This is a genomic window from Telluria sp. AIW5, from assembly GCF_056680575.1.
In genome coordinates this window covers 5119443-5139946 of the sequence record NZ_CM155289.1, presented here as the reverse complement: position 1 = coordinate 5139946, position 20504 = coordinate 5119443, and the positions used below count along the sequence as shown (strand labels likewise).

General features: G+C 64.5%; 17 protein-coding genes. 9 read left to right on the top strand and 8 right to left on the bottom strand.

Going from position 1 to position 20504, the window contains the following annotated elements:
• Nucleotides 1-34: 34 nt before the first annotated feature.
• The 5 genes from AC1MEM_RS22655 to AC1MEM_RS22635 all read right to left on the bottom strand — a co-directional run bounded on the left by AC1MEM_RS22655 (nt 35) and on the right by AC1MEM_RS22635 (nt 5251).
• Entirely contained in the window at nt 35-1270 is a 1236-nt protein-coding gene (locus AC1MEM_RS22655; protein WP_499474343.1) for a polyhydroxyalkanoate depolymerase, read from the bottom strand.
• A 291-nt stretch (nt 1271-1561) separates the two neighbouring features.
• Complete coding sequence (locus AC1MEM_RS22650) at nt 1562-2659, bottom strand: NAD(P)/FAD-dependent oxidoreductase (RefSeq protein ID WP_435759108.1); 1098 nt, start codon at nt 2657-2659, stop codon at nt 1562-1564.
• Nucleotides 2660-2841: 182 nt separating this feature from the next.
• Nucleotides 2842-3165, bottom strand: a complete 324-nt coding sequence (fdxA, locus tag AC1MEM_RS22645) for a ferredoxin FdxA (RefSeq protein WP_499474342.1) — start codon at nt 3163-3165, stop codon at nt 2842-2844.
• 239 nt (nt 3166-3404) lie between these two features.
• Nucleotides 3405-3686, bottom strand: coding sequence for a protealysin inhibitor emfourin (locus AC1MEM_RS22640; protein ID WP_499474341.1), 282 nt, complete (start codon nt 3684-3686; stop codon nt 3405-3407).
• Nucleotides 3683-5251 carry a hypothetical protein gene (locus tag AC1MEM_RS22635; RefSeq protein ID WP_499474340.1) on the bottom strand — a complete coding sequence of 523 codons (1569 nt, stop codon included), beginning with the start codon at nt 5249-5251 and terminating at the stop codon, nt 3683-3685. The genes AC1MEM_RS22640 and AC1MEM_RS22635 overlap by 4 nt, the downstream gene beginning before the upstream one ends.
• A 181-nt stretch (nt 5252-5432) precedes the next feature.
• On the opposite strand from AC1MEM_RS22635, the gene AC1MEM_RS22630 reads away from it, so the two are divergent.
• Nucleotides 5433-5714, top strand: a complete 282-nt coding sequence (locus AC1MEM_RS22630; protein ID WP_499474339.1) for a polyhydroxyalkanoic acid system family protein — start codon at nt 5433-5435, stop codon at nt 5712-5714.
• A gap of 162 nt (nt 5715-5876) precedes the next feature.
• Here AC1MEM_RS22630 and AC1MEM_RS22625 read toward each other — a convergent pair whose 3' ends face one another.
• Complete coding sequence (locus tag AC1MEM_RS22625) at nt 5877-6131, bottom strand: acyl-CoA-binding protein (RefSeq protein ID WP_499474338.1); 255 nt, start codon at nt 6129-6131, stop codon at nt 5877-5879.
• Nucleotides 6132-6307: 176 nt separating this feature from the next.
• Nucleotides 6308-6664 (bottom strand): FKBP-type peptidyl-prolyl cis-trans isomerase, encoded by a 357-nt coding sequence (locus AC1MEM_RS22620; RefSeq protein ID WP_499474337.1) that lies wholly within the window; start codon nt 6662-6664, stop codon nt 6308-6310.
• Between the two features lie 189 nt (nt 6665-6853).
• Here AC1MEM_RS22620 and AC1MEM_RS22615 point away from each other — a divergent pair, with 189 nt between their 5' ends.
• The 4 genes from AC1MEM_RS22615 to AC1MEM_RS22600 all read left to right on the top strand — a co-directional run bounded on the left by AC1MEM_RS22615 (nt 6854) and on the right by AC1MEM_RS22600 (nt 14681).
• The gene (locus AC1MEM_RS22615) at nt 6854-7684 is read left to right on the top strand and encodes an EI24 domain-containing protein (protein WP_499474336.1); all 831 of its coding nucleotides are present in this window, start codon (nt 6854-6856) and stop codon (nt 7682-7684) included.
• A gap of 336 nt (nt 7685-8020) precedes the next feature.
• Nucleotides 8021-11272: a transglycosylase domain-containing protein gene (locus tag AC1MEM_RS22610; RefSeq protein ID WP_499474335.1), complete on the top strand. Its 3252-nt coding sequence runs from the start codon at nt 8021-8023 to the stop codon at nt 11270-11272.
• The gene (locus tag AC1MEM_RS22605) at nt 11269-12660 is read left to right on the top strand and encodes a TAXI family TRAP transporter solute-binding subunit (RefSeq protein WP_499477739.1); all 1392 of its coding nucleotides are present in this window, start codon (nt 11269-11271) and stop codon (nt 12658-12660) included. The genes AC1MEM_RS22610 and AC1MEM_RS22605 overlap by 4 nt, the downstream gene beginning before the upstream one ends.
• A 62-nt stretch (nt 12661-12722) precedes the next feature.
• The gene (locus tag AC1MEM_RS22600) at nt 12723-14681 is read left to right on the top strand and encodes a CocE/NonD family hydrolase (protein WP_499474334.1); all 1959 of its coding nucleotides are present in this window, start codon (nt 12723-12725) and stop codon (nt 14679-14681) included.
• Between the two features lie 243 nt (nt 14682-14924).
• Here AC1MEM_RS22600 and AC1MEM_RS22595 read toward each other — a convergent pair whose 3' ends face one another.
• Nucleotides 14925-15383 (bottom strand): rhodanese-like domain-containing protein, encoded by a 459-nt coding sequence (locus tag AC1MEM_RS22595; RefSeq protein WP_499474333.1) that lies wholly within the window; start codon nt 15381-15383, stop codon nt 14925-14927.
• A gap of 322 nt (nt 15384-15705) precedes the next feature.
• Here AC1MEM_RS22595 and glnA point away from each other — a divergent pair, with 322 nt between their 5' ends.
• The 4 genes from glnA (at nt 15706) to ntrC (ending at nt 20424) form a co-directional block, all read left to right on the top strand.
• Nucleotides 15706-17121, top strand: coding sequence for a type I glutamate--ammonia ligase (glnA, locus tag AC1MEM_RS22590; protein WP_499474332.1), 1416 nt, complete (start codon nt 15706-15708; stop codon nt 17119-17121).
• Nucleotides 17122-17279: 158 nt separating this feature from the next.
• Nucleotides 17280-17789 (top strand): DUF4124 domain-containing protein, encoded by a 510-nt coding sequence (locus AC1MEM_RS22585; RefSeq protein WP_499474331.1) that lies wholly within the window; start codon nt 17280-17282, stop codon nt 17787-17789.
• Between the two features lie 5 nt (nt 17790-17794).
• On the top strand, nt 17795-18886 hold the full coding sequence (glnL, locus tag AC1MEM_RS22580) for a nitrogen regulation protein NR(II) (protein ID WP_499474330.1): 1092 nt from the start codon (nt 17795-17797) through the stop codon (nt 18884-18886).
• 68 nt (nt 18887-18954) lie between these two features.
• Complete coding sequence (gene ntrC, locus AC1MEM_RS22575) at nt 18955-20424, top strand: nitrogen regulation protein NR(I) (protein WP_499474329.1); 1470 nt, start codon at nt 18955-18957, stop codon at nt 20422-20424.
• Nucleotides 20425-20504: the final 80 nt, after the last annotated feature.

The following is a 20504-nucleotide window of genomic DNA, read 5'->3' as shown; positions in this document are numbered from 1 at the left end:
CAAGTCGTGGCATTTTTTTCGGCGCTGCCTGGGGTCAGCTGAATTCGCGGATGAATTCGCCGATCTTCGGGCAAATGGTCTCGCGCCAGCGGCGGCCCGAGAAGATGCCATAGTGGCCGGCTTTCGGCGCCACGAAGTCGCGCTTCATGCTCTCCGGCAGGTTGCTGCACAGCTCGTGCGCGGCCTGGGTCTGGCCGGCGCCGGAGATGTCGTCGAGTTCGCCTTCGATGGTGAACAGGGCAACCGTCTTGATGTCCTGCGGACGCACCAGCTTGCCGCCGACTTCCCAGGTGCCCTTCGGCAGGCGGAATTCCTGGAACACGGTTTTGATGGTGTCGAGGTAGTACTCCGCCGGCATGTCGAGCACGGCATTGTATTCGTCGTAGAACTGGCGGTGGCTCTCGGCCGACTCGTCGTTGCCGCGCACCAGGTGCTGGTAGAACTCGCGGTGCGACTGGGCGTGGCGGCCCGGGTTCATGGCGATGAAGCCGGCGTGCTGCAGGAAGCCCGGATAGACCTTGCGCCCGTAGCCCGGGTAATTGCCCGGCACGGCGTAGATCACGGTGTTCTCGAACCACGAGAACGGCTTCTCGGTGGCCAGGTCGTTGACGGCCGTCGGCGACTTGCGCGGGTCGATCGGGCCGCCCATCATGGTCATCGTTTTCGGCAGCTTCGGATCGTTGTCGCTCGCCATCAGCGCGATCGCGGCCAGCACCGGCACGGTCGGCTGGCAGACGGAAATCACGTGCACGTCCGGGCCGAGGGTGCGAATGAAGTCCTGCACATAATAAATGTAGTCGTCCAGGTGGAACGGACCGTCGGACAGCGGCACCATGCGTGCGTCGATCCAGTCGGTGATGAACACGTCATGGTCCGGCAGCAGGGCGCGCACCGTGTCGCGCAGCAGGGTCGAATGGTGGCCCGACAGCGGGGCGACCAGCAGCACGGTCGGCTGCGCCAGCGCGGCATACGCCGCATCCGGCATGTCTTTTTTGAAATGCACCAGTTTGCAGAACGGTTTCGTGACCGCCGCATGCTCCTTGATGGCGACGGTGTCGCCCTTGATCTCGACGGTGTCGATGCCGAAGGCCGGCTTTTCGTAGTCCTTGCCCAGGCGGTACATCAGCTCGTAACCGGCGGCGATACGCTGGGCGAACGGCGTGTGGGCAAACGGGGAAACCGGGTTCGAAAACAGCTTCGAAGACGCATCCGCCCATTGCATCAGCGGGGTCAGGAAGGAGCGTTGCATCTCATGCAGTTGATAAAGCATAGTAATTCCTTCATGTAGTGCGTGTTGCCCGGGCGCGTAGCCCAGACCCTTGCGCCAGGCTCGGTTGCCGTGTTGGCGGGCCGTCCGTTGCGCGAAAATTGATCAGTCAATTATAGGATAACTTGCTTGACTGGTGGAAATATCCGTTTCAGTCATAGTCTTGGTCGGCCCACGCTTAAGGCGGTTATACACCCGATTTCGGCAGGTCGTCGGTGATGCGGCACACATAAAAACAAATGCCCCGGAGGACCGGGGCATTGTGGCTTTTTAGTAACTGAGCTTCGTGGGCAATCAGTCGAAGACCGGCGTCTCCACGCCGAGGATCTTGTGCAGCTTCGGCGAGGTCGTCGTGTACTGCATATGGATCTTCTTGTCCGGGAAGATGTAGGGCGCCGCGCCGAAGGCGGCCAGGGCCGCTTCGTGGAAGCCCGACAGGATCAGCTTCTTCTTGCCCGGGTAGGTGTTGATGTCGCCCACGGCGAAGATGCCCGGCACGTTGGTTTCGAACTTTTCGGTGTCCACAACCTTTAACTGACGCCGCTCGATGTCCAGGCCCCATTCGGCGATCGGGCCGAGCTTCGGCGACAGGCCGAAGAAGACCAGCAGCATGTCCAGCGGCACGCGGCGGGTGACGCCGTCGGCGCCGGTGACTTTGACTTCGGTCAGCTTGCCGTCGGTTTCGTCGAAACCGGTAACCTGGCCGATGATCAGCTGCATTTCGTATTCGTCGCACAGGGCCTTCATCTTGGCCACCGATGCCGGCGCCGCGCGGAAGTCTTCACGGCGGTGCAGCAGCACGACCGATTCCGCCTTGCCGACGAAGTTCAGCGCCCAGTCCAGCGCGGAGTCGCCGCCGCCGCAGATGACCAGGTTCTTGCCTTCGAACTGGCTCGGATCCTTGACGCGGTAGTGCAGCTGGCTGCCGTCGAACTTGTCGATGCCGTCGACCTTGATCGTGCGCGCCTGGAACGAACCGACGCCGGCCGCGATGAAGATCGTTTTCGTGATGAAGCGGGTACCGGCCGAGGTTTCGACGTTGAAGCGGCCGTCTTCGCGGCGCTGCACGGTCGTCACTTCCTGGCCCAGGTGGAAGGTCGGCTCGAACGGCTCGATCTGCTTGAGCAGGTTGTCGGTCAGTTCCTGGCCGGTGCACACGGGCACGGCAGGGATGTCGTAGATCGGCTTGTCCGGATACAGCTCGACGCACTGGCCGCCGACGGCTGCGAGCGAGTCGATGACGTGGGCCTTGATCTCGAGAAGGCCGAGTTCGAAGACCTGGAACAGGCCTACCGGGCCCGCGCCGATGATGACGGCGTCGGCGTCGATGGCGCCGGCGAACGAACTGTTAGGGGCGATGCTGCCCGCATCGTGGGTGGCACTGATCGTCATGTGCAAAGGTCCTGTTGATTTTGAATAGGGGCGCTGATGGTATGGCTGTTGCTACGTGGCTGTTGCTACGTGGCCGTTGACGCGTGCCCGCTGCTGCGATGGCCGCTAGTGTGCCATGAATGGAACTTGCCTGCTGTCGCCGGTGCAAACACCGGCGGCGGCAGGCGGACAATCATTGCCGCTCAGCGGGCCAGCTTGTCCAGCTTGTTCTTGACGTCTTTCCACTCGTCCGCGTCGGGCAGGGCCGGCTTGGTCTTCGTGATCGAAGGCCAGGCGCGCGACAGGTCGGCGTTGATCTTGATGAATTGCTGCTGGTCGCCCGGCACGTCTTCCTCGGCAAAGATCGCATTCACCGGGCACTCGGCCACGCACACGGCGCAGTCGATGCACTCGTCGGGGTCAATCGCGAGGAAATTCGGGCCTTCCCGGAAACAATCGACCGGGCATACATCGACGCAGTCGGTATAACGACAGCTGATGCACGATTCGGTGACAACGTGGGTCATAACAGTCCTATCTATGGTGGGGTGCCGCGGCCGTCAGCGCAATGGTGGACCGCCAACATGGCAAAGCACTGTATTTTAGGGCAATTCGTGTTTTCCTACAAATCAGGCTTAGACACAATATATATATGCAAATGCATCGGATGACGCGCGATTTGCCCCACGATGCGCTCCTCGGAGTCCGAAGCCGTGCCCCGTGAGCCCGGGGCACGGCCCCGGGGTAACGCCCGCATTCCTGCTGCCTAAGCCAGCGCACGCAGATGGGCCAGCAACGCCGGCCAGCCCGCCGCATCGACGGAGCCGTCATCGATCAGCAGCACCGAACGGCAACGCTCGCCATCCTCGACCGTGATTTCCCAGCGCGGCAGGTCGGCCCCGACCGCCGGCTTCGGGGCGGCGCCGAAGAAATCGGCCCCGTGCACCAGGGTTTCCAGGTGGGCGCCATCCGGGCGGCAGGAAGTGTCGAGCTCGACGCAGCGCTCGACGCCGGCGAAGCCGCCGGCCATTTTCGCGCGGATCTTCACGAGGCGGCCGGCATGGCGACGGCCGCCTGCGAACCGTCCCCGGACGGCACCGGCGTTTCGACCGGCAACTCCTCGCCCGCCGGGCCGTTGCGTCCATGCTCGGCGCACCAGCGCGCCAGCGCCTGGGCCTCGGCGTCGAGCACGCGCTCGATGTTGTAGTACTCGGCCAGGTTCATCGTGCCGCAGCAGGCACGCCGGTCCTGCTGGGCGCCGGGAGCGTCGCAGACGACGGAGCGCAGGCGCTGGAAGGTGCAGGGGGCCGCGGCCGGCGCGCCGGTCCCAGCCGGGTCCGCGGGTTCGGCCGGCTCCGGAGCCGGCGTCGGCGTTTCCTGGGCCGCTTCGGGCTCGCCCACGACTTCGCGGACCGTGAACTGGTGGCGGATCGACTCGGCATAGCCGGCCGGTTTGCCGTCGTTGATCGCCAGGCGCAGCATTTCGTTGACCACGTCGGCATAGGTGGGCGCGATGTCGGGCGCGGCGACCAACGCACGCAGCACCAGCCCGCGCAGCCAGGCGGCGACCCGGTGCAGCACGGCGGCGTCGTCCTCGAAGGCCGGGTTGCGCTCGAGGGCAAAGATGTCGGCCAGGATGTCGTAGACGGCGCCGGTAAACACCTGCGAGATCGCGTGCACCTGGGTGCCGGCCTGGGAGAGGGTCAGGTTGTTGTCGGCATTGCGCAGGCCGGTGGTGCCGCCCAGCGCCAGCCCGAACTGCTCGGCGATGTCGGCGAGGAAGGTCTTGTCGTGCAAGCGCGCCTTGGTCTGGGCCACCACCGCTTCGCACTGGTCGAGCTGGGACAGGGCCAGGAAAATCGCCGTCAGGTCGCCGAAGGATTCGTGCAGGCCGCCGGTCTGGGGCGGGGCGTCGGCCAGCAGCCAGTGAGGTTTCAGGCCATCGAGCACGGCGTGGCCGGTTTCGTGGGCGACGATGTCGAAGGAGCGGCAGGTGAAGACGCGCTCGCTCTGGCCGGACGGCACGAAGTCGCCGAACTTCAGGCAACTCTGGGTGCGGCTGTAGAAGGCGTTCATCACGTTCGGCAAGCCATAGGGGAAGATTTGCAGCGGCGCCGTGTCGATGCTGCTGTTCCATTGCCACGGCAGCGGCATCTCGGCGCCGGCGGAAGACAGCGAGCGCTGGTACATCGTCAGCGTCTGGCGCACCACGGCAAAGGTGTGGACGGCGTCGAACTGGGGCGTGTCGGGCATGGTCACGAAGTCGCCGAAGGCATTCGGCTCGACCGGGCTGATGGCGGGGTCGCTCGACGCGATGCGGGCGTCGCGCGGGCCGGCCAGCACCACGCCCGGCAGGTAAGCCTTGCGTGTGCCCATCTCGAGCACCGACGGATCCTGTTTCCACATCAGCACGCGCGCGCCGAAGGCGTAGGGCAGGGGCACATCGGAAGCAGGCGGCGCGTCTACCGCGCGCGGCGCGCCGGGCTGGTCGAGCAGCTGGGCCGCCTTGCGATGCTGGCGATAGGCTGCGCTCGGGGTGGGGATGAAGGCAACCGGGGTCTGGTCGCGCTCGAAGGTGTTGCTGTCGTCCGGCAGCAGGGCTCTTTGTTCCATTGCGCAATCCTCGTGTGAATGATCATGTAACTGAGCATGTGATGACTTAGCTCAGGAGATATTCGCGCCACCGGGGGATCAGGTCTTGACCCGTATCAATTGCACGGTGGACTGGCATCGCGCCGATGCAACTGGCATGATGGCGGATTGTTCGCGCATGACAGCAGAGAAAGGAAATCAGATGGCCGACATCCAGATCGTCCAGGAACACAACCTGAGCCCGGAACGGGCACGCGCCGCGGCGCAGCAAGTGGCCGACAAGGTCGCCGCCGAATTCGGCATGCAGTGGCGCTGGGAGGGCGATGTGTTGCGTTTCGAGCGCAGCGGCGTCGAGGGGGCGCTGACCCTGGGCGCACAGCGCGCGGCGCTGCAGATCAGGCTGGGAATGCTGATGAGTGCGTTTCGCCCGATGATCGAGGCGAAGGTGACGGACAAGATGCGCCGGGTGTTCGCGGCGGCGTGACGCTGTTGTAGGGTGGGCACCCCGTGCCCACGCGGAAATATGCGTCGCGTTAACGCATTTGTAATCGTAACGATTGAATAACCGGCGGCGATGAAAGAGCGACCCGTTTGCGCGTCGTTCCGCGTGGGAACGGGGTGCCCACCCTACGAAAGCCGATCGTGATCAGCCCTTCAGCTCTTCGATCAAATCAACGTATTGCTGCATGGCGTCCTCTTTCGACGTGCCCTTCAAACCGTCCCACGCATCGAACTTGGCGCGGCCGACCATGTCGGTAAAGCCTGGACGGTCGCCGCTGGCGTCGCCGCTCGAGGCCTGCTTGAACAGCGCGTAGATCTTCAGCAAGGTCATGTTGTCCGGGCGTTCCGGCAGGTTCTTCGAATCGGCCTGGGCCTGGGTAAACTGGTCTTGCAAGCTCATAAAAACTCCTGTGGTCTGAGTACTCGATGGGGCATTGAGTCTACTGCAATGCGGCCGGCCATCTTAGCGCAGGGGAGGGAAGATCGCGCCGTTTTGCGCGGTACTTTAGAGGGGATGCTCGACGTTGCCTCCGCCGCGCAAGGCGTGGCAGAGGCAAACTGGTACTACATTAAAACTTAAACGTTCAGCAGTTCGACGTCGAAGATCAGCGTGGCGTTCGGCGGAATCACGCCGCCGGCGCCGCGCGCGCCGTAGCCCAGGCTTGCCGGGATCGTCAGGCGGCGGGCGCCGCCGACCTTCATGCCCTGCACGCCTTCGTCCCAGCCTTTGATCACATGGCCGGCGCCCAGCGGAAACTGGAACGGGTCGTTGCGGTCTTTGCTCGAATCGAACTTGGCGCCGGCGGTGCCGTCGTCGTTGCGCAGCCAGCCCGTGTAGTGAACGGTGACGTAGGCGCCGGCTTTCGCTTCGGCGCCTTCGCCGACGACGGTGTCTTCGTATTGCAGGCCGGATTCAGTGGTGGTAGTGGACATGTTGTTCCCTCGATAATCTGTGAACGGCGATTGTAGTGCATGCCCTCGTAATCTGCCATCGCTTGCCCCGATAGCGCATGGCGCGCGGCGCGGCGGCCCGCACGTCGAATCGCGTCTACAATATGCTTTTGACATCGGGAGCCGCGCCATCATGCCCGCATCGATCCTGAACACCTCCTGGAGCGTCGCGTGAACGGCGTTGCCACTGCCTGGGCGCGCGCCCTGCGCGCCGGCTTCTCGCCGCGCATGATGATGCTGTCGCTGCTGCCGCTATTGCTGTCGCTGCTGGTCTGGGGCGGCCTGCTGTGGGCCTTCGGGCCGGCGCTGTTCGACTGGCTGGGCGCCGTTTTTCGGGAGTACGGCTGGTTCCAGGCCAGCGGCAGCTGGCTGTCGACGCTCGGTCTCGGCATGCTGAAGGTGGTCGTGGTGCCGCTGGTGGCGATCCTGCTGCTGTTGCCGCTGATGATCGCGTCCGCGCTGCTGTTCATGGGTGTCTTCGCGATGCCGGTCATCGAACGCCATGTCGGCCGGCGCCGCTTCCCCGAGCTCGAACGCAAGGAGGGCGGCAGCTTTGCCGGCAGCATCTGGATGAACCTGACGAGCGTGCTGGTGTTCGCGCTGCTCTGGATAGTGACGATCCCGCTGTATGCGATTCCACCGCTGGCGGTGGTGGTGCAGGCGGCGTTGTGGGGCTGGGTGTCTGCACGCGTGATGAGCTATGACGCGCTCGCCGCCCACGCCAGCGCCGCCGAACGCAAGACCCTCATGGAAACGCGGCGCTGGCCGCTGCTGGCGATCGGCATGATGTCGGGCTTGCTCGGCGCGCTGCCGGGGATTGCCTGGATGGGCGGCGCGGTGCTGGCCATGGCCCTGTTCCCTTTCCTGGCGATCCTGTCGGCCTGGTTGTATATCCTGATCTTCCTCTTCACCGGACTATGGTTCCAGTACTACTGCCTGCAGGCCCTGGAAGACCTGCGCGCAACGAGCCCGAGTGCGTCGTTGGCGGCCCGGACCGGCTGATCGATCCCGGCCCTTGCTGCGCAAATTCCCAGCCGTGTAGGAGGGCAAGACTAATGCTTGTAGGCATCAATGCCATCCCGATAACTCTGCCGTTGTTTTTTTGCGAAAATGACTAGGGCAGGTCAAATTTGTTGAAAGGGGCTTCGTGCAAAACCTGTTGATGTGGTGGAATGATGTCTTGGGCGCCGCAACAATTTGCTGAGTTGGGGCGCCAAAACATGAACTAGAAAACGTGAACCAACGACCACCTCGATCACTCGAACAGACCGGCAGCAGGGATGGCGAGCAGGTTGACAGGGATTGCAGGAATTACGATTCAAAACCGGTTGAGCCATCATGGAAAGCACCCGCCGTTTCAAACGGCCTCGTAACGTATTTCGCGCGCTGCGCGGACAAGCCAACGGTAATGTCGCGCCCGCAATCGATGCGGCAACGCAGGACGCGCCGCAAGATACCTATCCCCATCTGTCGCTGGTGACCGAAGCCGGCGCCGCCGCGGACGACACCCCGGAAACCGCGGCCGGCCCCGGCCCCGAGCCCGAGCGCGAAGGCGAGCCGCCGAAAGGCAAGGGCCGCGGCAAGCTGGTCCTGTTCGGCATCCTGCTGGTGGTCGTGGCCGCGGGCTCGGCCTATGCGGTCTACGAAACGCGCACGTCGACGCTGCAGGCGAAAATCTTCGCCGGCATGATGAAGGACGTGCACTACCGCATGGCAAAGAGCCCGAGCGACGCGATCCGCTTCCCGGCCGAAAGCCCCTACGATGCACGCCTCGGCTACTCGCACCTGCCGGGTTTCCTGACCAAGCTGCAGGCGCGCGACTACGTCATCGACGCCCAGGCGCGCATGTCGCCAAAGATGATGGAGCTGGCCGACCGCGGCATCTTCGCCACCTACCGCGAAAAGACCCGCACCGGCCTCGAGATCCTCGACTGCCGCAGCCAGCCGCTGTTCGCCTCGCGCTTCCCCGAACGGTACTACGAACACTTCGACGACGCGCCCCAGCTGCTGGTGCAAAGCCTGCTGTTCATCGAAAACCGCGAGCTGCTCGACCCGGCCTACCCGAAACGCAATCCGGCCATCGAATGGGACCGCTTCTCGAAAGCCGTCTTCGACAAATCGCTCAGCGCCATCGGCATCAGCGGCGGCGGACGTGTCGCCGGCGGCTCGACGCTCGCCACGCAAATCGAAAAATACCGCCACTCGCCGGAAGGCCGCACCGCCTCGCTGCACGACAAGCTGGTCCAGATGGCCTCGGCCACGCTGCGCGCCTACCAGGACGGCGAAGACACCACCGCCGCCCGCCGCCAGGTCGTGCTCGACTACCTGAACACGGTGCCGCTCTCGGCAAAATCGGGCTATGGCGAAGTGAACGGCATCGGCGACGGCATGTGGGTCTGGTACGGCCGCGATTTCCGCAAGGCCGGCGACATCCTCAAGGGCCGCATGGACACGCCCGAAGCGGTGCTGGTCTACAAGGAAGCGCTGTCGCTGATGATCGCGCAGCGCCGCCCGGCCTATTACCTGGGCGCCGGCGAAGCCGACCTCGAGACCCTCACCAACAGCCACCTGCGCGTGCTGGCGCAGGCCGGCGTGATCACGCCGCAGCTGCGCGACGCGGCGCTCGCCGTGAAACTGAAACCCGCGCTGGCCTCGGGCGTCGAGGCGCCGGCGGCGAACGCCTTTGTCTCGCGCAAGGCCTCGAACGCGGTGCGCAACCACCTCGGCACCCTGCTGGGCGAACCGCGCCTGTACAACCTGGATCGCCTCGACATGTCGGTCGTCTCGACGCTCGACGCCGAAGCCCAGCAAGCCGTCACCAAGGTGCTGCGTCACCTGACCACGCCGGAAGCGGCGGAAGCGGCCGGCCTGACCGGCAAGGGCCTGCTCGGCAACGGCGACCCGTCGCAAGTGGTCTACAGCTTCACGCTGATGGAGCGCGGCGACAACGTCAACTACCTGCGCGTCCAGACCGACAACTACGACCAGCCGCTCGACATCAACGAGCAGGCCAAGCTCGACCTGGGCTCGACCGCCAAGCTGCGCACCCTCGTCAGCTATCTCGACATCGTCGACCAGCTGCACAAGCGTTACGAGCCGCTCGACCCGAAAGCGCTGCGCGAAGTACGCATCGACCCGAAAGACCACCTCAGCCGCTGGGCCGTCGACTACTTCCTGGCGCTGCCGGCGAATGCCGACCGCGGCTTGAGCCCGATGCTCGCCGCCGCGATGGAGCGCAAGTATTCCGGCAATCCGGGCGAAGGCTTCTTCACCGGCGGTGGCCTGCATTACTTCGGCAACTTCAGCAAACTCGATAATGCGAGGATCATGACGGTGCAGCAGGCGCTGCAGCAGTCCACGAACCTGGTGTTCGTGCGCCTGATGCGCGACGTCGCGCGCTACTACATGTTCCAGTTGCCGGGCTCCTCGGCCGCGCTGCTGGCCGACGCCGACGATCCGCGCCGCGCCGAATACCTGGCGCGCTTTGCCGACGCCGAAGGCAAGACCTTCCTCGCGAAGTTCTGGAACAAGTACAAGGGCAAGACCCCGGCCGAAGCACAAGCCTTGCTGATTGCCGGCGTGCGTCCGATGGCCTCGAAGCTGGCCGCCGTGCACCGCACGATCGCCCCGAACGCGACGCTGAAGGAATTCGGTGCCTTCATCGACGCCTCGCTGCCGACCAACGAGGTCGACGAAGAACGCATCGCCAAAATGTACGACCAGTACGCTCCGGCCAACATGTCGCTGGCCGACCGCGGCTACGTCGCCTCCACCCACCCGCTCGAACTCTGGCTGGTCGGCTACCTGCGCAACCATCCGAAGGCAGGCTGGAGCGAGGCGGTGGCGGCAAGCGTGAAGGAACGCCAGGAAGTGTATTCCTGGCTGTTCAAGACCAACCGCAAGAACGCCCAGGACAAGCGCATCGCGGGCCTGCTGGAAGTCGAATCCTTCCTCAAGATCCACGCGCAGTGGAAGAAGATGGGCTATCCCTTCGATTCGCTGGTGCCGTCCTACGCGACGACGCTGGGCGCCTCGGCGGACCGTCCGGCCGCGCTGGCCGAGCTGATGGGCATCATCATCAACGGCGGCGTGCGCAAACCCGTCGAGCGCATCGATTCGCTGCACTTCGCCAAGGGCACGCCCTACGAAACGCTGGTGAAACGGGCACCGAAAGTGGAAAACGAAGTCGTGCTGGCGCCGGAAGTGGCGCGCGCCGTGGCCAATGCCATCCGCGGCGTGGTGTCGGAAGGCACCGCCAAGCGCGTCAAGACCGCCTTTACCACCTCGGACGGGAATGTCGTCGCGGTCGGCGGCAAGACCGGTACCGGCGACCAGCGTTTCGATGTGTACGCACGCGGCGGGCGCTTGATCGAGTCGCGCTACGTGAACCGCTCGGCTACTTTTGTGTTCAACATCGGCGAACGCTTCTTCGGGACGATGACGGCCTATGTGCACGGTCCGCAGTCGGAACACTACGACTTCACCAGCGCGCTGCCGACCCAGCTGCTGGTGACCCTGGCGCCAAGCCTGATGCCGATGATCGAACCGCCGCAAGGTAGTGTGGGCGCAACGCGCCAGTGCGTGCGTTGACGGGGCGGGCAAAAGCGGGAGAAAGGGCGCGCCGCGCGAGCCGGCGCGCCGTCTCCAAAATTCGTGGCTTCACCCTCGTCTCCCTGCGCGACCTGCTGGTCGCCGCAGGGCCGACGGTCGTTCTCGTTGTCGCCGCCTGCATCGTCGCCTACTGGGTGGTCGATCCGGCGCCGCCGCGCCAGGTGCGCCTGGCGACCGGCCAGGAAAACAGCGCCTACGAAACCTTCGGCGCGCAGTACGCCAAAGCGTTGAAGAAGGACGACATCCGCGTCACTCTCCAGCCCTCGCTCGGCTCCCAGGAAAACCTCGAGCGCTTGCGCAGCGGCGAGGCCGACATCGCGTTCGTGCAGAGCGGCTCGACGGGCGAGATCAAGGCCGGCGAGCTCGGGCTGGTCTCCCTCGGCAGCCTGTTCACCGAACCGGTCTGGCTGTTTTTGCGCGACAGCGTCAAGGCAAAAAGCCTGACCGGGCTGCGCGGCCTGCGCATCAACCTCGGGCCGGAAGGCACGGGCGTGCCCAACCTGTTCCGCCAGATCCTGGCGGTGAACGGGGTCGAACCGACCGAGCTGAAAATCAGCGCGCTCGAGAACACGCCGGCCACCGTCGAACTGCTGGCCGGGCGCATCGACGGCCTCGTGTTCAGCTCGGCCCCGGAGGCGCAGCTGATCCAGATGCTGCTGCAGACGCCGGGCATCCGCCTGTTCAATTTCACGCAGGCCGAAGCCTATACGCGGCGCCTGCCTTTCCTCACCCACGTGACGCTGCCGCGCGGGATCGTCGACCTCGGGCGCGATATCCCTGCGCAGGACTACCATTTGATCGCGCCTACCGCGACGCTGGTCGCGCGCGAAGACCTGCATCCGGCGCTGATCAGTCTGTTCGTCAAGGCGGCCGGCGAGATCCACGGCGGGGCAGGGTGGTTCCAGCAGCAGGGCCAGTTTCCGTCGCCGAAATTCACCGAGATCCCGGTCGCGCGCGAGGCGGCGAAATACTACCGCGACGGCCCACCGCTGCTGCAGCGCTACCTGAGCTTCTGGCTGGCGAACCTGTTCGACCGGCTCTGGGTCGTGGTGGTGGCGCTGGCGGCGCTGGTGATTCCCCTCTCTAAAATCGTGCCGCCGCTGTATGTGTGGCGCGTGCGTTCGCGCGTCTACCGCTGGTATGGCGAACTGCGCGCGGTGGAGCAGGCCTGGGAGGGTGTCGTGGAGGACCAGCGCGAGATCGTGCGCCATGATTTATTGCGGCGCCTGGACGAGATCGAAGAGCAGGTGAACCATATCTCGATTCCGCTCGCCTATGCCGACGGCCTGTACGGTTTGAGAGGGCACATCAATATCGTGCGCCAGCGACTGAAGTCGACCACGGAAGGCGCTGGCTTGCCCGAATAGTAATTACTTCCGGAATCAGATTACACTGGCGGCCCCGTGTATCTGCTCCGAAAGAATTCATCATGCGTCGTCCGCTGTCCCATGTTGTACTCGGCCCGGCGCTTGCGCTCGCGCTCGCCTTTGGCTCCAGTGCCGTCCTCGGCGCCGACCTGGCTGCGGCCGATGCGCCCGCCGCGAAGCGCAACCTGCGCGAAACCTATACCAAGTACGAATACCGCATCCCGATGCGCGACGGCGTCAAGCTGTTCACGACCGTCTACGTGCCGAAGGACGGCAGCCGCGTGTATCCCTTCCTGATGCAGCGCACGCCCTACAGCGCCGGTGTGCACGTCCAGGACGAGCTGCGCTACGGCGTCGAGTGGATGCCGGAAGCGCTCGGACCGTCGCGCGAGTTCGAGGATGCCGGCTATATCTTCGTCTACCAGGACGTGCGCGGGCGCTACATGTCGGAAGGGAAGTGGCAGGAAATGACGCCGCACGTCCAGGCTAAGCCCACTGCGGGCGAGGGCGTCGAAAGCCAGGACATGCACGACAGCGTGGCGTGGCTATTGAAGAACGTCCCCAACAACAACGGTAAAGTCGGCATCTACGGCATCAGCTATCCGGGCTTTTATACTGCGGCCAGCATCATCGATTCGCACCCGGCGATCAAGGCGGCTTCGCCCCAGGCACCGGTCACCGACCTCTACATGGGCGACGATTCCTACCACGGCGGCGCCTTCATGCTGGCCGCGAACTTCGATTTCTATGCCGCCTTCACGGAAGCGAAGAACCCGACGCCGCTGCCCAAGACCTGGGCCGACTTCGATTACGGCACGACGAACGCGTATGACTTCTTCCTGAAGCACCTGACCCTGTCCAACATCGCCGCCAGCATGAGCGCGGAGCAGCGCGCCCTCTTCATGCCGAACATCGAACACGACACCTACGACACCTACTGGCAGGCGCGCGCCATCGGGCCGCACCTGAAAAACGTCAGGGCGGCCGTGCTGACGGTCGGCGGCTGGTTCGACGCGGAAGATCCGCAGGGACCGTTCACGACCTGGGGCGCCATCGAAAAACAGAACCCCGGCATCGTCAACAGCCTCGTGATCGGGCCATGGGTGCACGGCGGCTGGGCACACGGGGAAGGCGCGCGGCTGGGCCACGTTTCTTTCGACAGTAAAACCTCGGAATACTTCCGCAAGGAGCTGCAGTTCCCGTTTTTTGAACAGTACCTGAAGGGCGTGAAGCCGGCCGCGGCGCTTGCCGAAATCACCGCGTTTGAAACCGGCAGCAATGTCTGGCGCCGCTACACGGCCTGGCCGCCGCTGCAGGCGAAGCCGCGCACGCTGTATTTCGGCGCCGACGGCAAGCTGGGCTGGACCCAGCCGTCGGCGCCCGCCGCCTTCGACGAATACGTGGCCGACCCGCGCAAGCCGGTGCCCTATATCGGCTACCCGGCGACGGGCGTGCCGAAGGAATACATGGTCTCGGACCAGCGCTTCGCCGCGACCCGTCCCGACGTGCTGGTCTACCAGAGCGACGTGCTGGAAGACGACGTGACGATCGCCGGGCCGGTGACGCCGAAACTGTTCGTCTCGACCACCGGGACGGACGCCGACTGGGTCGTGAAACTGATCGACGTGTATCCGGCCTCCTATCCGAAAACGACTCCCGAGCGACAGGGCGGCGACGTCCCCGCGCCCGGCGTCGAGATGGGCGGCTACCAGCAGCTGGTGCGCGGCAATCCATTACGCGGAAAATTCCGCCACGGATTCGAGAAGCCGGAGCCATTCACGCCGGGGAAAGTGGAAGCGCTCAGTTTCGACATCGGCCAGGTGAACCACACCTTCCGCCGCGGTCACCGGATCATGGTGCAGGTGCAGAGCTCCTGGTTCCCGCTGGTCGACCTGAATCCGCAGACCTTCACCTCGATCCCGAAAGCGAAGCCGGAAGATTTCAGGAGGGCGACGCAGCGCGTGTACCACGCGCCGGATGCGGCCTCGGGCCTGAAGGTGATGGTGTTGCCGGGGAACTGATGATTACCCGTTAATGGCCGCAGCAGGCCGTAGGGTGGGCGGCTCCACCGGGCAATTCGAGCAGACGCTGCCTTCGCGCCGCCCACGCGTTCAAGCGGCGGACGATCCGTCGCGAATGACCAGCCGTGCGTTGAACGCGTGGGCGGCATCCAGGCAGCGTGCACGCATCGTCCCGGGTATAGCCGTCCACCCTACGGAGCTGCGCAGCTTTTCAAGGTCAAATTCGCAAAAGCCGTTACCGACTCAGGCCCCGACCCAAGGCAAGCCCGCCTTGCACCAGCCCCCCACCGTCTTGCGGTGGCCTTCTCCATCCTTGTCGCCCTCGAACCCTTCCAGGATGTCGAAGGCATTGGCGTAACCCAGCTCGGTCGCCACGCGCGCGCCGTGGCGCGAGCGCACGCCGGAGCGGCACAGGAACAGCAGCACCTCGTCCTTGCCGGCCACGCGTTCGAGTTGCTGGCCAAACTGGGGATTCGGCTGCCCGCCCGGGTAGCTCGCCCATTCCACTGCCAGGTGCTGGCCTTCCGGAACCACGACGCGGCCGACCCAGTCGCGCTCGGCGTTGGTGCGCACGTCGATCAGTTTCACGTTCGGCGCCGCCTGCAGCAGCATGAAAGCCTCGTCCGGGGTTACGGCGCCGGCATAGGGCTGGCCGGGCGCGCGCTCGCGGGCCGCTTCGAGAATTTCTTTAGTCGTCTTCATGGTGTCCTTTGTCGTGATCGCGCACCGCTTCGGCGCAGGCTTGCCGAAAGAGTGCGCGGTGCATCAGAATGGTGCGTTTACCGCCGCTTGCACCAAGATGGTGCAAATGCGCCGTTCTGGTGCACGGTTGGATATTCTCGTTGTCATGTGGATTTTATGGTTAAACTCTCGGCTTTCCAAAGAACGATAGCGCATTTGTTCATACCGGAAGTGCTGGCATGGTTCCTGCATAGATTCCTGCGAGCATGTTGCAGGCAAGGCTGACCGGTCGCAAACGAACTTTGCCTACCAGTAGCACCCCAATTTCATTCAGGAGAAACGCATGGCAAAGACCGCCGCAGATGTGATGCAGATGGTGAAGGACAATGAAGTCAAGTTCGTGGATTTCCGCTTTGCGGATACCCGCGGTAAAGAGCAGCACGTCACCGTTCCAGTGTCGCACTTCGACCTCGACAAATTCGAATCCGGCCACGCCTTCGACGGTTCGTCGATCGCCGGCTGGAAGGGCATCGAAGCTTCGGACATGATCCTGATGCCGGACCCGAGCACCGCCAACATCGACCCGTTCATGGAAGAGACGACGATGTTCATGCAGTGCGACGTGATCGAACCGTCGGACGGCAAGGGCTACGACCGCGACCCGCGCTCGATCGCCAAGCGCGCCGAAGCCTACCTGAAGTCGACCGGCCTGGGCGACACCGCCTTCTTCGGTCCTGAGCCGGAATTCTTCATCTTCGACTCGATCCGCTGGAAAGTCGACATGTCGGGCTGCTTCGTCAAGATCGAGTCGGACGAAGCCTCGTGGTCGACCGATGCCAAGACGGAAGGCGGCAACAGCGGCCACCGTCCTGCGGTCAAGGGCGGCTACTTCCCAGTGCCTCCGGTCGACAGCTTCCAGGACATGCGCTCGGAAATGTGCCTGATCCTCGAATCGCTCGGCATCCCGGTCGAAGTGCACCACCACGAAGTGGCCGGCGCCGGCCAGAACGAAATCGGCACCCGCTTCTCGACCCTGGTCGAGCGCGCCGACTGGACCCAGAACATGAAGTACGTGATCTGGAACGTCGCCCACAGCTACGGCAAGACCGCGACCTTCATGCCGAAGCCGATCAACGGCGACAACGGCTCGGGCATGCACGTGCACCAGTCGATCTGGAAAGACGGCAAGAACCTGTTCGCCGGCGACGGCTATGCCGGCCTGTCGGAAACGGCCCTGTTCTACATCGGCGGCATCATCAAGCACGCCAAGGCCCTGAACGCGATCACGAATCCGGGCACCAACTCGTACAAGCGCCTGGTGCCTGGCTACGAAGCGCCGGTGAAACTGGCCTACTCGGCCAAGAACCGCTCGGCATCGATCCGCATCCCGCACGTGGCGAACCCGAAAGGCCGCCGCATCGAAGTGCGCTTCCCGGACCCGCTGGCCAACGTCTACCTGTGCTTCTCGGCCCTGCTGATGGCCGGCCTGGACGGCATCCAGAACAAGATCCATCCGGGCGAAGCCGCCTCGAAGGACCTGTACCACCTGCCGCCGGAAGAAGACAAGCTGATCCCGACCGTCTGCGCTTCGCTCGAAGAAGCCCTCGAAGCCCTGGACAAGGACCGCGAGTTCCTGACCCGCGGCGGCGTGTTCAGCGACGGCATGATCGACGCCTACCTCGAACTGAAGATGCAGGAAGTGCAGCGCATGCGCATGACCCCGCACCCGCTCGAGTTCGACATGTACTACTCGGCGTAATAGTTGGACCATACCGTTGCGCTACGGCATCATAAGCTGTAAGCGCAGGTAACAAACGCGGGGAAGGCCAATGGCTTTCCCCGCGTTTTTTTATGGATGCGGTATATTCGGCTCAACTTCACCTCGCACGCCCTGCCGTGCAGCTTCTACCGATGCGAATGACAACCAGACTGACTCGCCTGGCGCTGGCCGCCGGCGTCATGCTCCATGGCGCGGCCTTTGCCCAGACCACGGTCTACAAATGCGTCGACGCCCAGGGCCGCGTCGAATTCACCGATACCGGCAAGAAGGGCTGCAAGGCGCTCGACCTGCCCGGCTATATCCCCGCGCCGCCCGAGCGCCGCGGTCCGGCGCCCGCCGCTGGCCGTGCCGGCAATCCGGCACCCGTTGCCGCCACGCCGAGCCCGTCGAATTTCCCGCGCGTCGACACCTCGCAGCAGCGCGCCCGCGACGACGACCGGCGCGGTATCCTGACCGACGAACTGCGTGCGGAAGAAAAGAAGCTGGCGGACCTGCGCGCAGCGTTCAACAACGGCGAACCGGAACGCCAGGGCAACGAGCGCAATTACGCGAAGTACCAGGAACGCGTGGCGCAGATGCGCGACGACATCAGCCGCACCGAACGCAATATCGAAGCGCTGCGGCGCGAGATCGCCAACATTAGGTGAGTCAAATGAGTCCGACGAACGAACCCGACCGCCCGCAGCAGCCGGCGCGCTTTGCCGGCCTCGAATTGCTGGTCTCCAGCGTGCTGCTGGTCGATGGCAGCGACCGCGTACGCTATGCCAATCCGGCCGCCGAGAACATGCTCGACGCCTCCCTGAAAAGCCTGTCGCGCCAGACCCTGGCCGCGCTGTTTTCGAATGGCGAGGAACTGGCTGCCCTGTGCGAACAGACCCGCGCCCACCAGTACGCGGACCTGCGCCAGGACCTGGCCCTGGAGAGGCCAGGGCGCGAGACGCTGCACGTGCACAGCATCGCCAGCTTCCTCGATAACGGCGAAGTCCTGATCGAGTTGCGCGAGAACGTCCAGCAATTGAAACTCGACCGCGAGGAGCGTTTCCTCGACCAGAGCCAGGCCAACAAGGAACTCATTCGCAACCTGGCGCACGAGATCAAGAACCCCCTGGGCGGCATCCGCGGCGCGGCGCAATTGCTCGAACTCGAACTGCCGCCGCTGCACCTGAACGCGCTGAAGGAATACACACAGGTCGTGATCAAGGAAGCCGACCGCCTGCAAACCCTGGTCGACCGCCTGCTGGCGCCGCACAAGAAACCGCATATCGTCGGCGACGTGAACATCCACGAAGTCTGCGAGCGCGTGCGTTCGCTGGTGCTGGCCGAATTCCCGAATGGCCTCACGATCCGGCGCGATTACGACGCCTCGATTCCCGAGTTCAGGGGCGACAAGGAGCAGCTGATCCAGGCTGTGCTGAACATCGTGCACAACGCCGCGCAGGCGCTGGCCGGACGCATCGCGGCGGGCGATGCGGAGATCGTTTTGCGCACCAGGGTGGCGCGCCAGGTCACGCTGGCCAAGGTCCGCTACGGGCTGGCATTAGACTTGCATATCATCGACAATGGACCGGGCATCGCACCGGAGATCCGCGACCGTATCTTCTACCCGCTGGTGTCGGGCAGGGATGGCGGCAGCGGCCTGGGGCTGACGCTGGCGCAAACCTTTGTGCAGCAGCACCTGGGCATGATCGAGTGCGAAAGCCGGCCTGGACTGACGGATTTCCGGATCCTGCTGCCGCTGCCGTAGAGGCAATGCGGCATCGGCCGTGATTCCGCCCTGTCCACGACGAATTTACTGCGGAAAGCACGACCTACATGAAACCAATCTGGATTGTCGACGACGACGCATCGATCCGCTGGGTGCTCGAAAAAGCCCTGGCACGCGAGAATCTGGAGACGCGCAGCTTCGCCAACGCGCGCGATGCGCTGGTTGCCTTCGAAACCGACACGCCGCAGGTGCTGGTCTCGGACATCCGCATGCCGGGCGAATCCGGCATCGACCTGCTGCAGGCGGTAAAAGCGCGCCACCCGGGCCTGCCGGTCATCATCATCACCGCCTTCTCCGACCTCGATTCGGCCGTCGCCTCCTTCCAGGGCGGCGCCTTCGATTACCTCGCCAAACCCTTCGACATCGACAAGGCCGTGTCCCTGATCCGGCGCGCGCTGGAGGAAAGCCTGCGCGAAGCGAGCGTGGAAGCGGCGCCCGCCGAGACGCCCGAGATCCTGGGCCTGGCGCCGGCGATGCAGGAAGTGTTCCGCGCGATCGGCCGCCTGTCGCAGTCGAACGTCACGGTCCTGATCACGGGCGAGTCGGGCACGGGCAAGGAGCTCGTCGCCAGTGCCCTGCACAAGCACAGCCCGCGCGTGCAGCAACCCTTCATCGCCCTGAACACCGCGGCGATCCCGAAAGACCTGCTGGAGTCCGAACTCTTCGGCCACGAACGCGGCGCCTTCACGGGTGCGCAGGCGATGCGGCGCGGGCGCTTCGAGCAGGCCGAGGGCGGCACGCTGTTCCTCGACGAGATCGGCGACATGCCGTTTGATTTACAAACCCGCCTGTTGCGCGTGCTCTCCGACGGCCACTTCTACCGCGTCGGCGGCCACCAGCCGGTGAAGGCGAATGTGCGCGTGATTGCGGCGACCCACCAGAACCTGGAACAGCGCGTGCGCGACGGGCTGTTTCGCGAAGACTTGTATCACCGCCTGAACGTGATCCGCCTGCGCCTGCCGAGCCTGCGCGAGCGCAGCGAAGACATCCCGCTGCTGGCACGCCACTTTTTGGTGCAGAGTGCACACCAGTTGGGCGTCGAACCGAAGCGCATGAGCGACAGCGCGATGCGTTTCTTGAGCAGCCTCGAACTGCCCGGTAACGTGCGCCAGCTGGAAAACCTGTGCAACTGGATCACGGTGATGGCGCCGGGCCAGACGGTCGAGATCAAGGATTTGCCGCGCGACCTGACCCAGGCGCCGCCGGGCGGCACGGCGCCTGCTTATGTGCCGGCGCCGGCCGAGGGCGGGGCGCCAGCGCCTGCCGCCCTGGCGATGCCGCCGTCCCCGGATGGGTGGATCGGCTTGCTGGAAATGCAGGCCGCGAGCATGCTCAGCGCAGGGCAGTTCGAGGTGATGGACACGCTCGGCAAGCAGTTCGAGTCGGCGCTGATCAAGACGGCCCTGAAGCACACGCATGGGCGCAAGAACGATGCGGCGATGCGGCTGGGGATAGGCCGCAATACGATCACGCGCAAGATCGTCGAACTCGGCATCGACGGCGCGCGCGAAGAATAAGCGCGTACGGCCGTTGTAGGGTGGGCGCCCCGTGCCCACGGGGACGGTCGCGCGGTGTTGGCCGGATTCGATTGTCGCGG

Coding starts and splice junctions, on each gene's coding strand:
- fdxA (WP_499474342.1), bottom strand. CDS start 3,165: ATGACCCACGTTGTCACCGAATCGTGCATCAGCTGTCGTTATACCGAC.
- glnA (WP_499474332.1), top strand. CDS start 15,706: ATGGCAAAGACCGCCGCAGATGTGATGCAGATGGTGAAGGACAATGAA.
- AC1MEM_RS22620 (WP_499474337.1), bottom strand. CDS start 6,664: ATGTCCACTACCACCACTGAATCCGGCCTGCAATACGAAGACACCGTC.
- AC1MEM_RS22625 (WP_499474338.1), bottom strand. CDS start 6,131: ATGAGCTTGCAAGACCAGTTTACCCAGGCCCAGGCCGATTCGAAGAAC.
- AC1MEM_RS22650 (WP_435759108.1), bottom strand. CDS start 2,659: ATGACGATCAGTGCCACCCACGATGCGGGCAGCATCGCCCCTAACAGT.
- AC1MEM_RS22600 (WP_499474334.1), top strand. CDS start 12,723: ATGCGTCGTCCGCTGTCCCATGTTGTACTCGGCCCGGCGCTTGCGCTC.
- AC1MEM_RS22610 (WP_499474335.1), top strand. CDS start 8,021: ATGGAAAGCACCCGCCGTTTCAAACGGCCTCGTAACGTATTTCGCGCG.
- ntrC (WP_499474329.1), top strand. CDS start 18,955: ATGAAACCAATCTGGATTGTCGACGACGACGCATCGATCCGCTGGGTG.
- AC1MEM_RS22595 (WP_499474333.1), bottom strand. CDS start 15,383: ATGAAGACGACTAAAGAAATTCTCGAAGCGGCCCGCGAGCGCGCGCCC.
- AC1MEM_RS22585 (WP_499474331.1), top strand. CDS start 17,280: ATGACAACCAGACTGACTCGCCTGGCGCTGGCCGCCGGCGTCATGCTC.
- AC1MEM_RS22630 (WP_499474339.1), top strand. CDS start 5,433: ATGGCCGACATCCAGATCGTCCAGGAACACAACCTGAGCCCGGAACGG.
- AC1MEM_RS22635 (WP_499474340.1), bottom strand. CDS start 5,251: ATGGAACAAAGAGCCCTGCTGCCGGACGACAGCAACACCTTCGAGCGC.
- AC1MEM_RS22655 (WP_499474343.1), bottom strand. CDS start 1,270: ATGCTTTATCAACTGCATGAGATGCAACGCTCCTTCCTGACCCCGCTG.
- glnL (WP_499474330.1), top strand. CDS start 17,795: ATGAGTCCGACGAACGAACCCGACCGCCCGCAGCAGCCGGCGCGCTTT.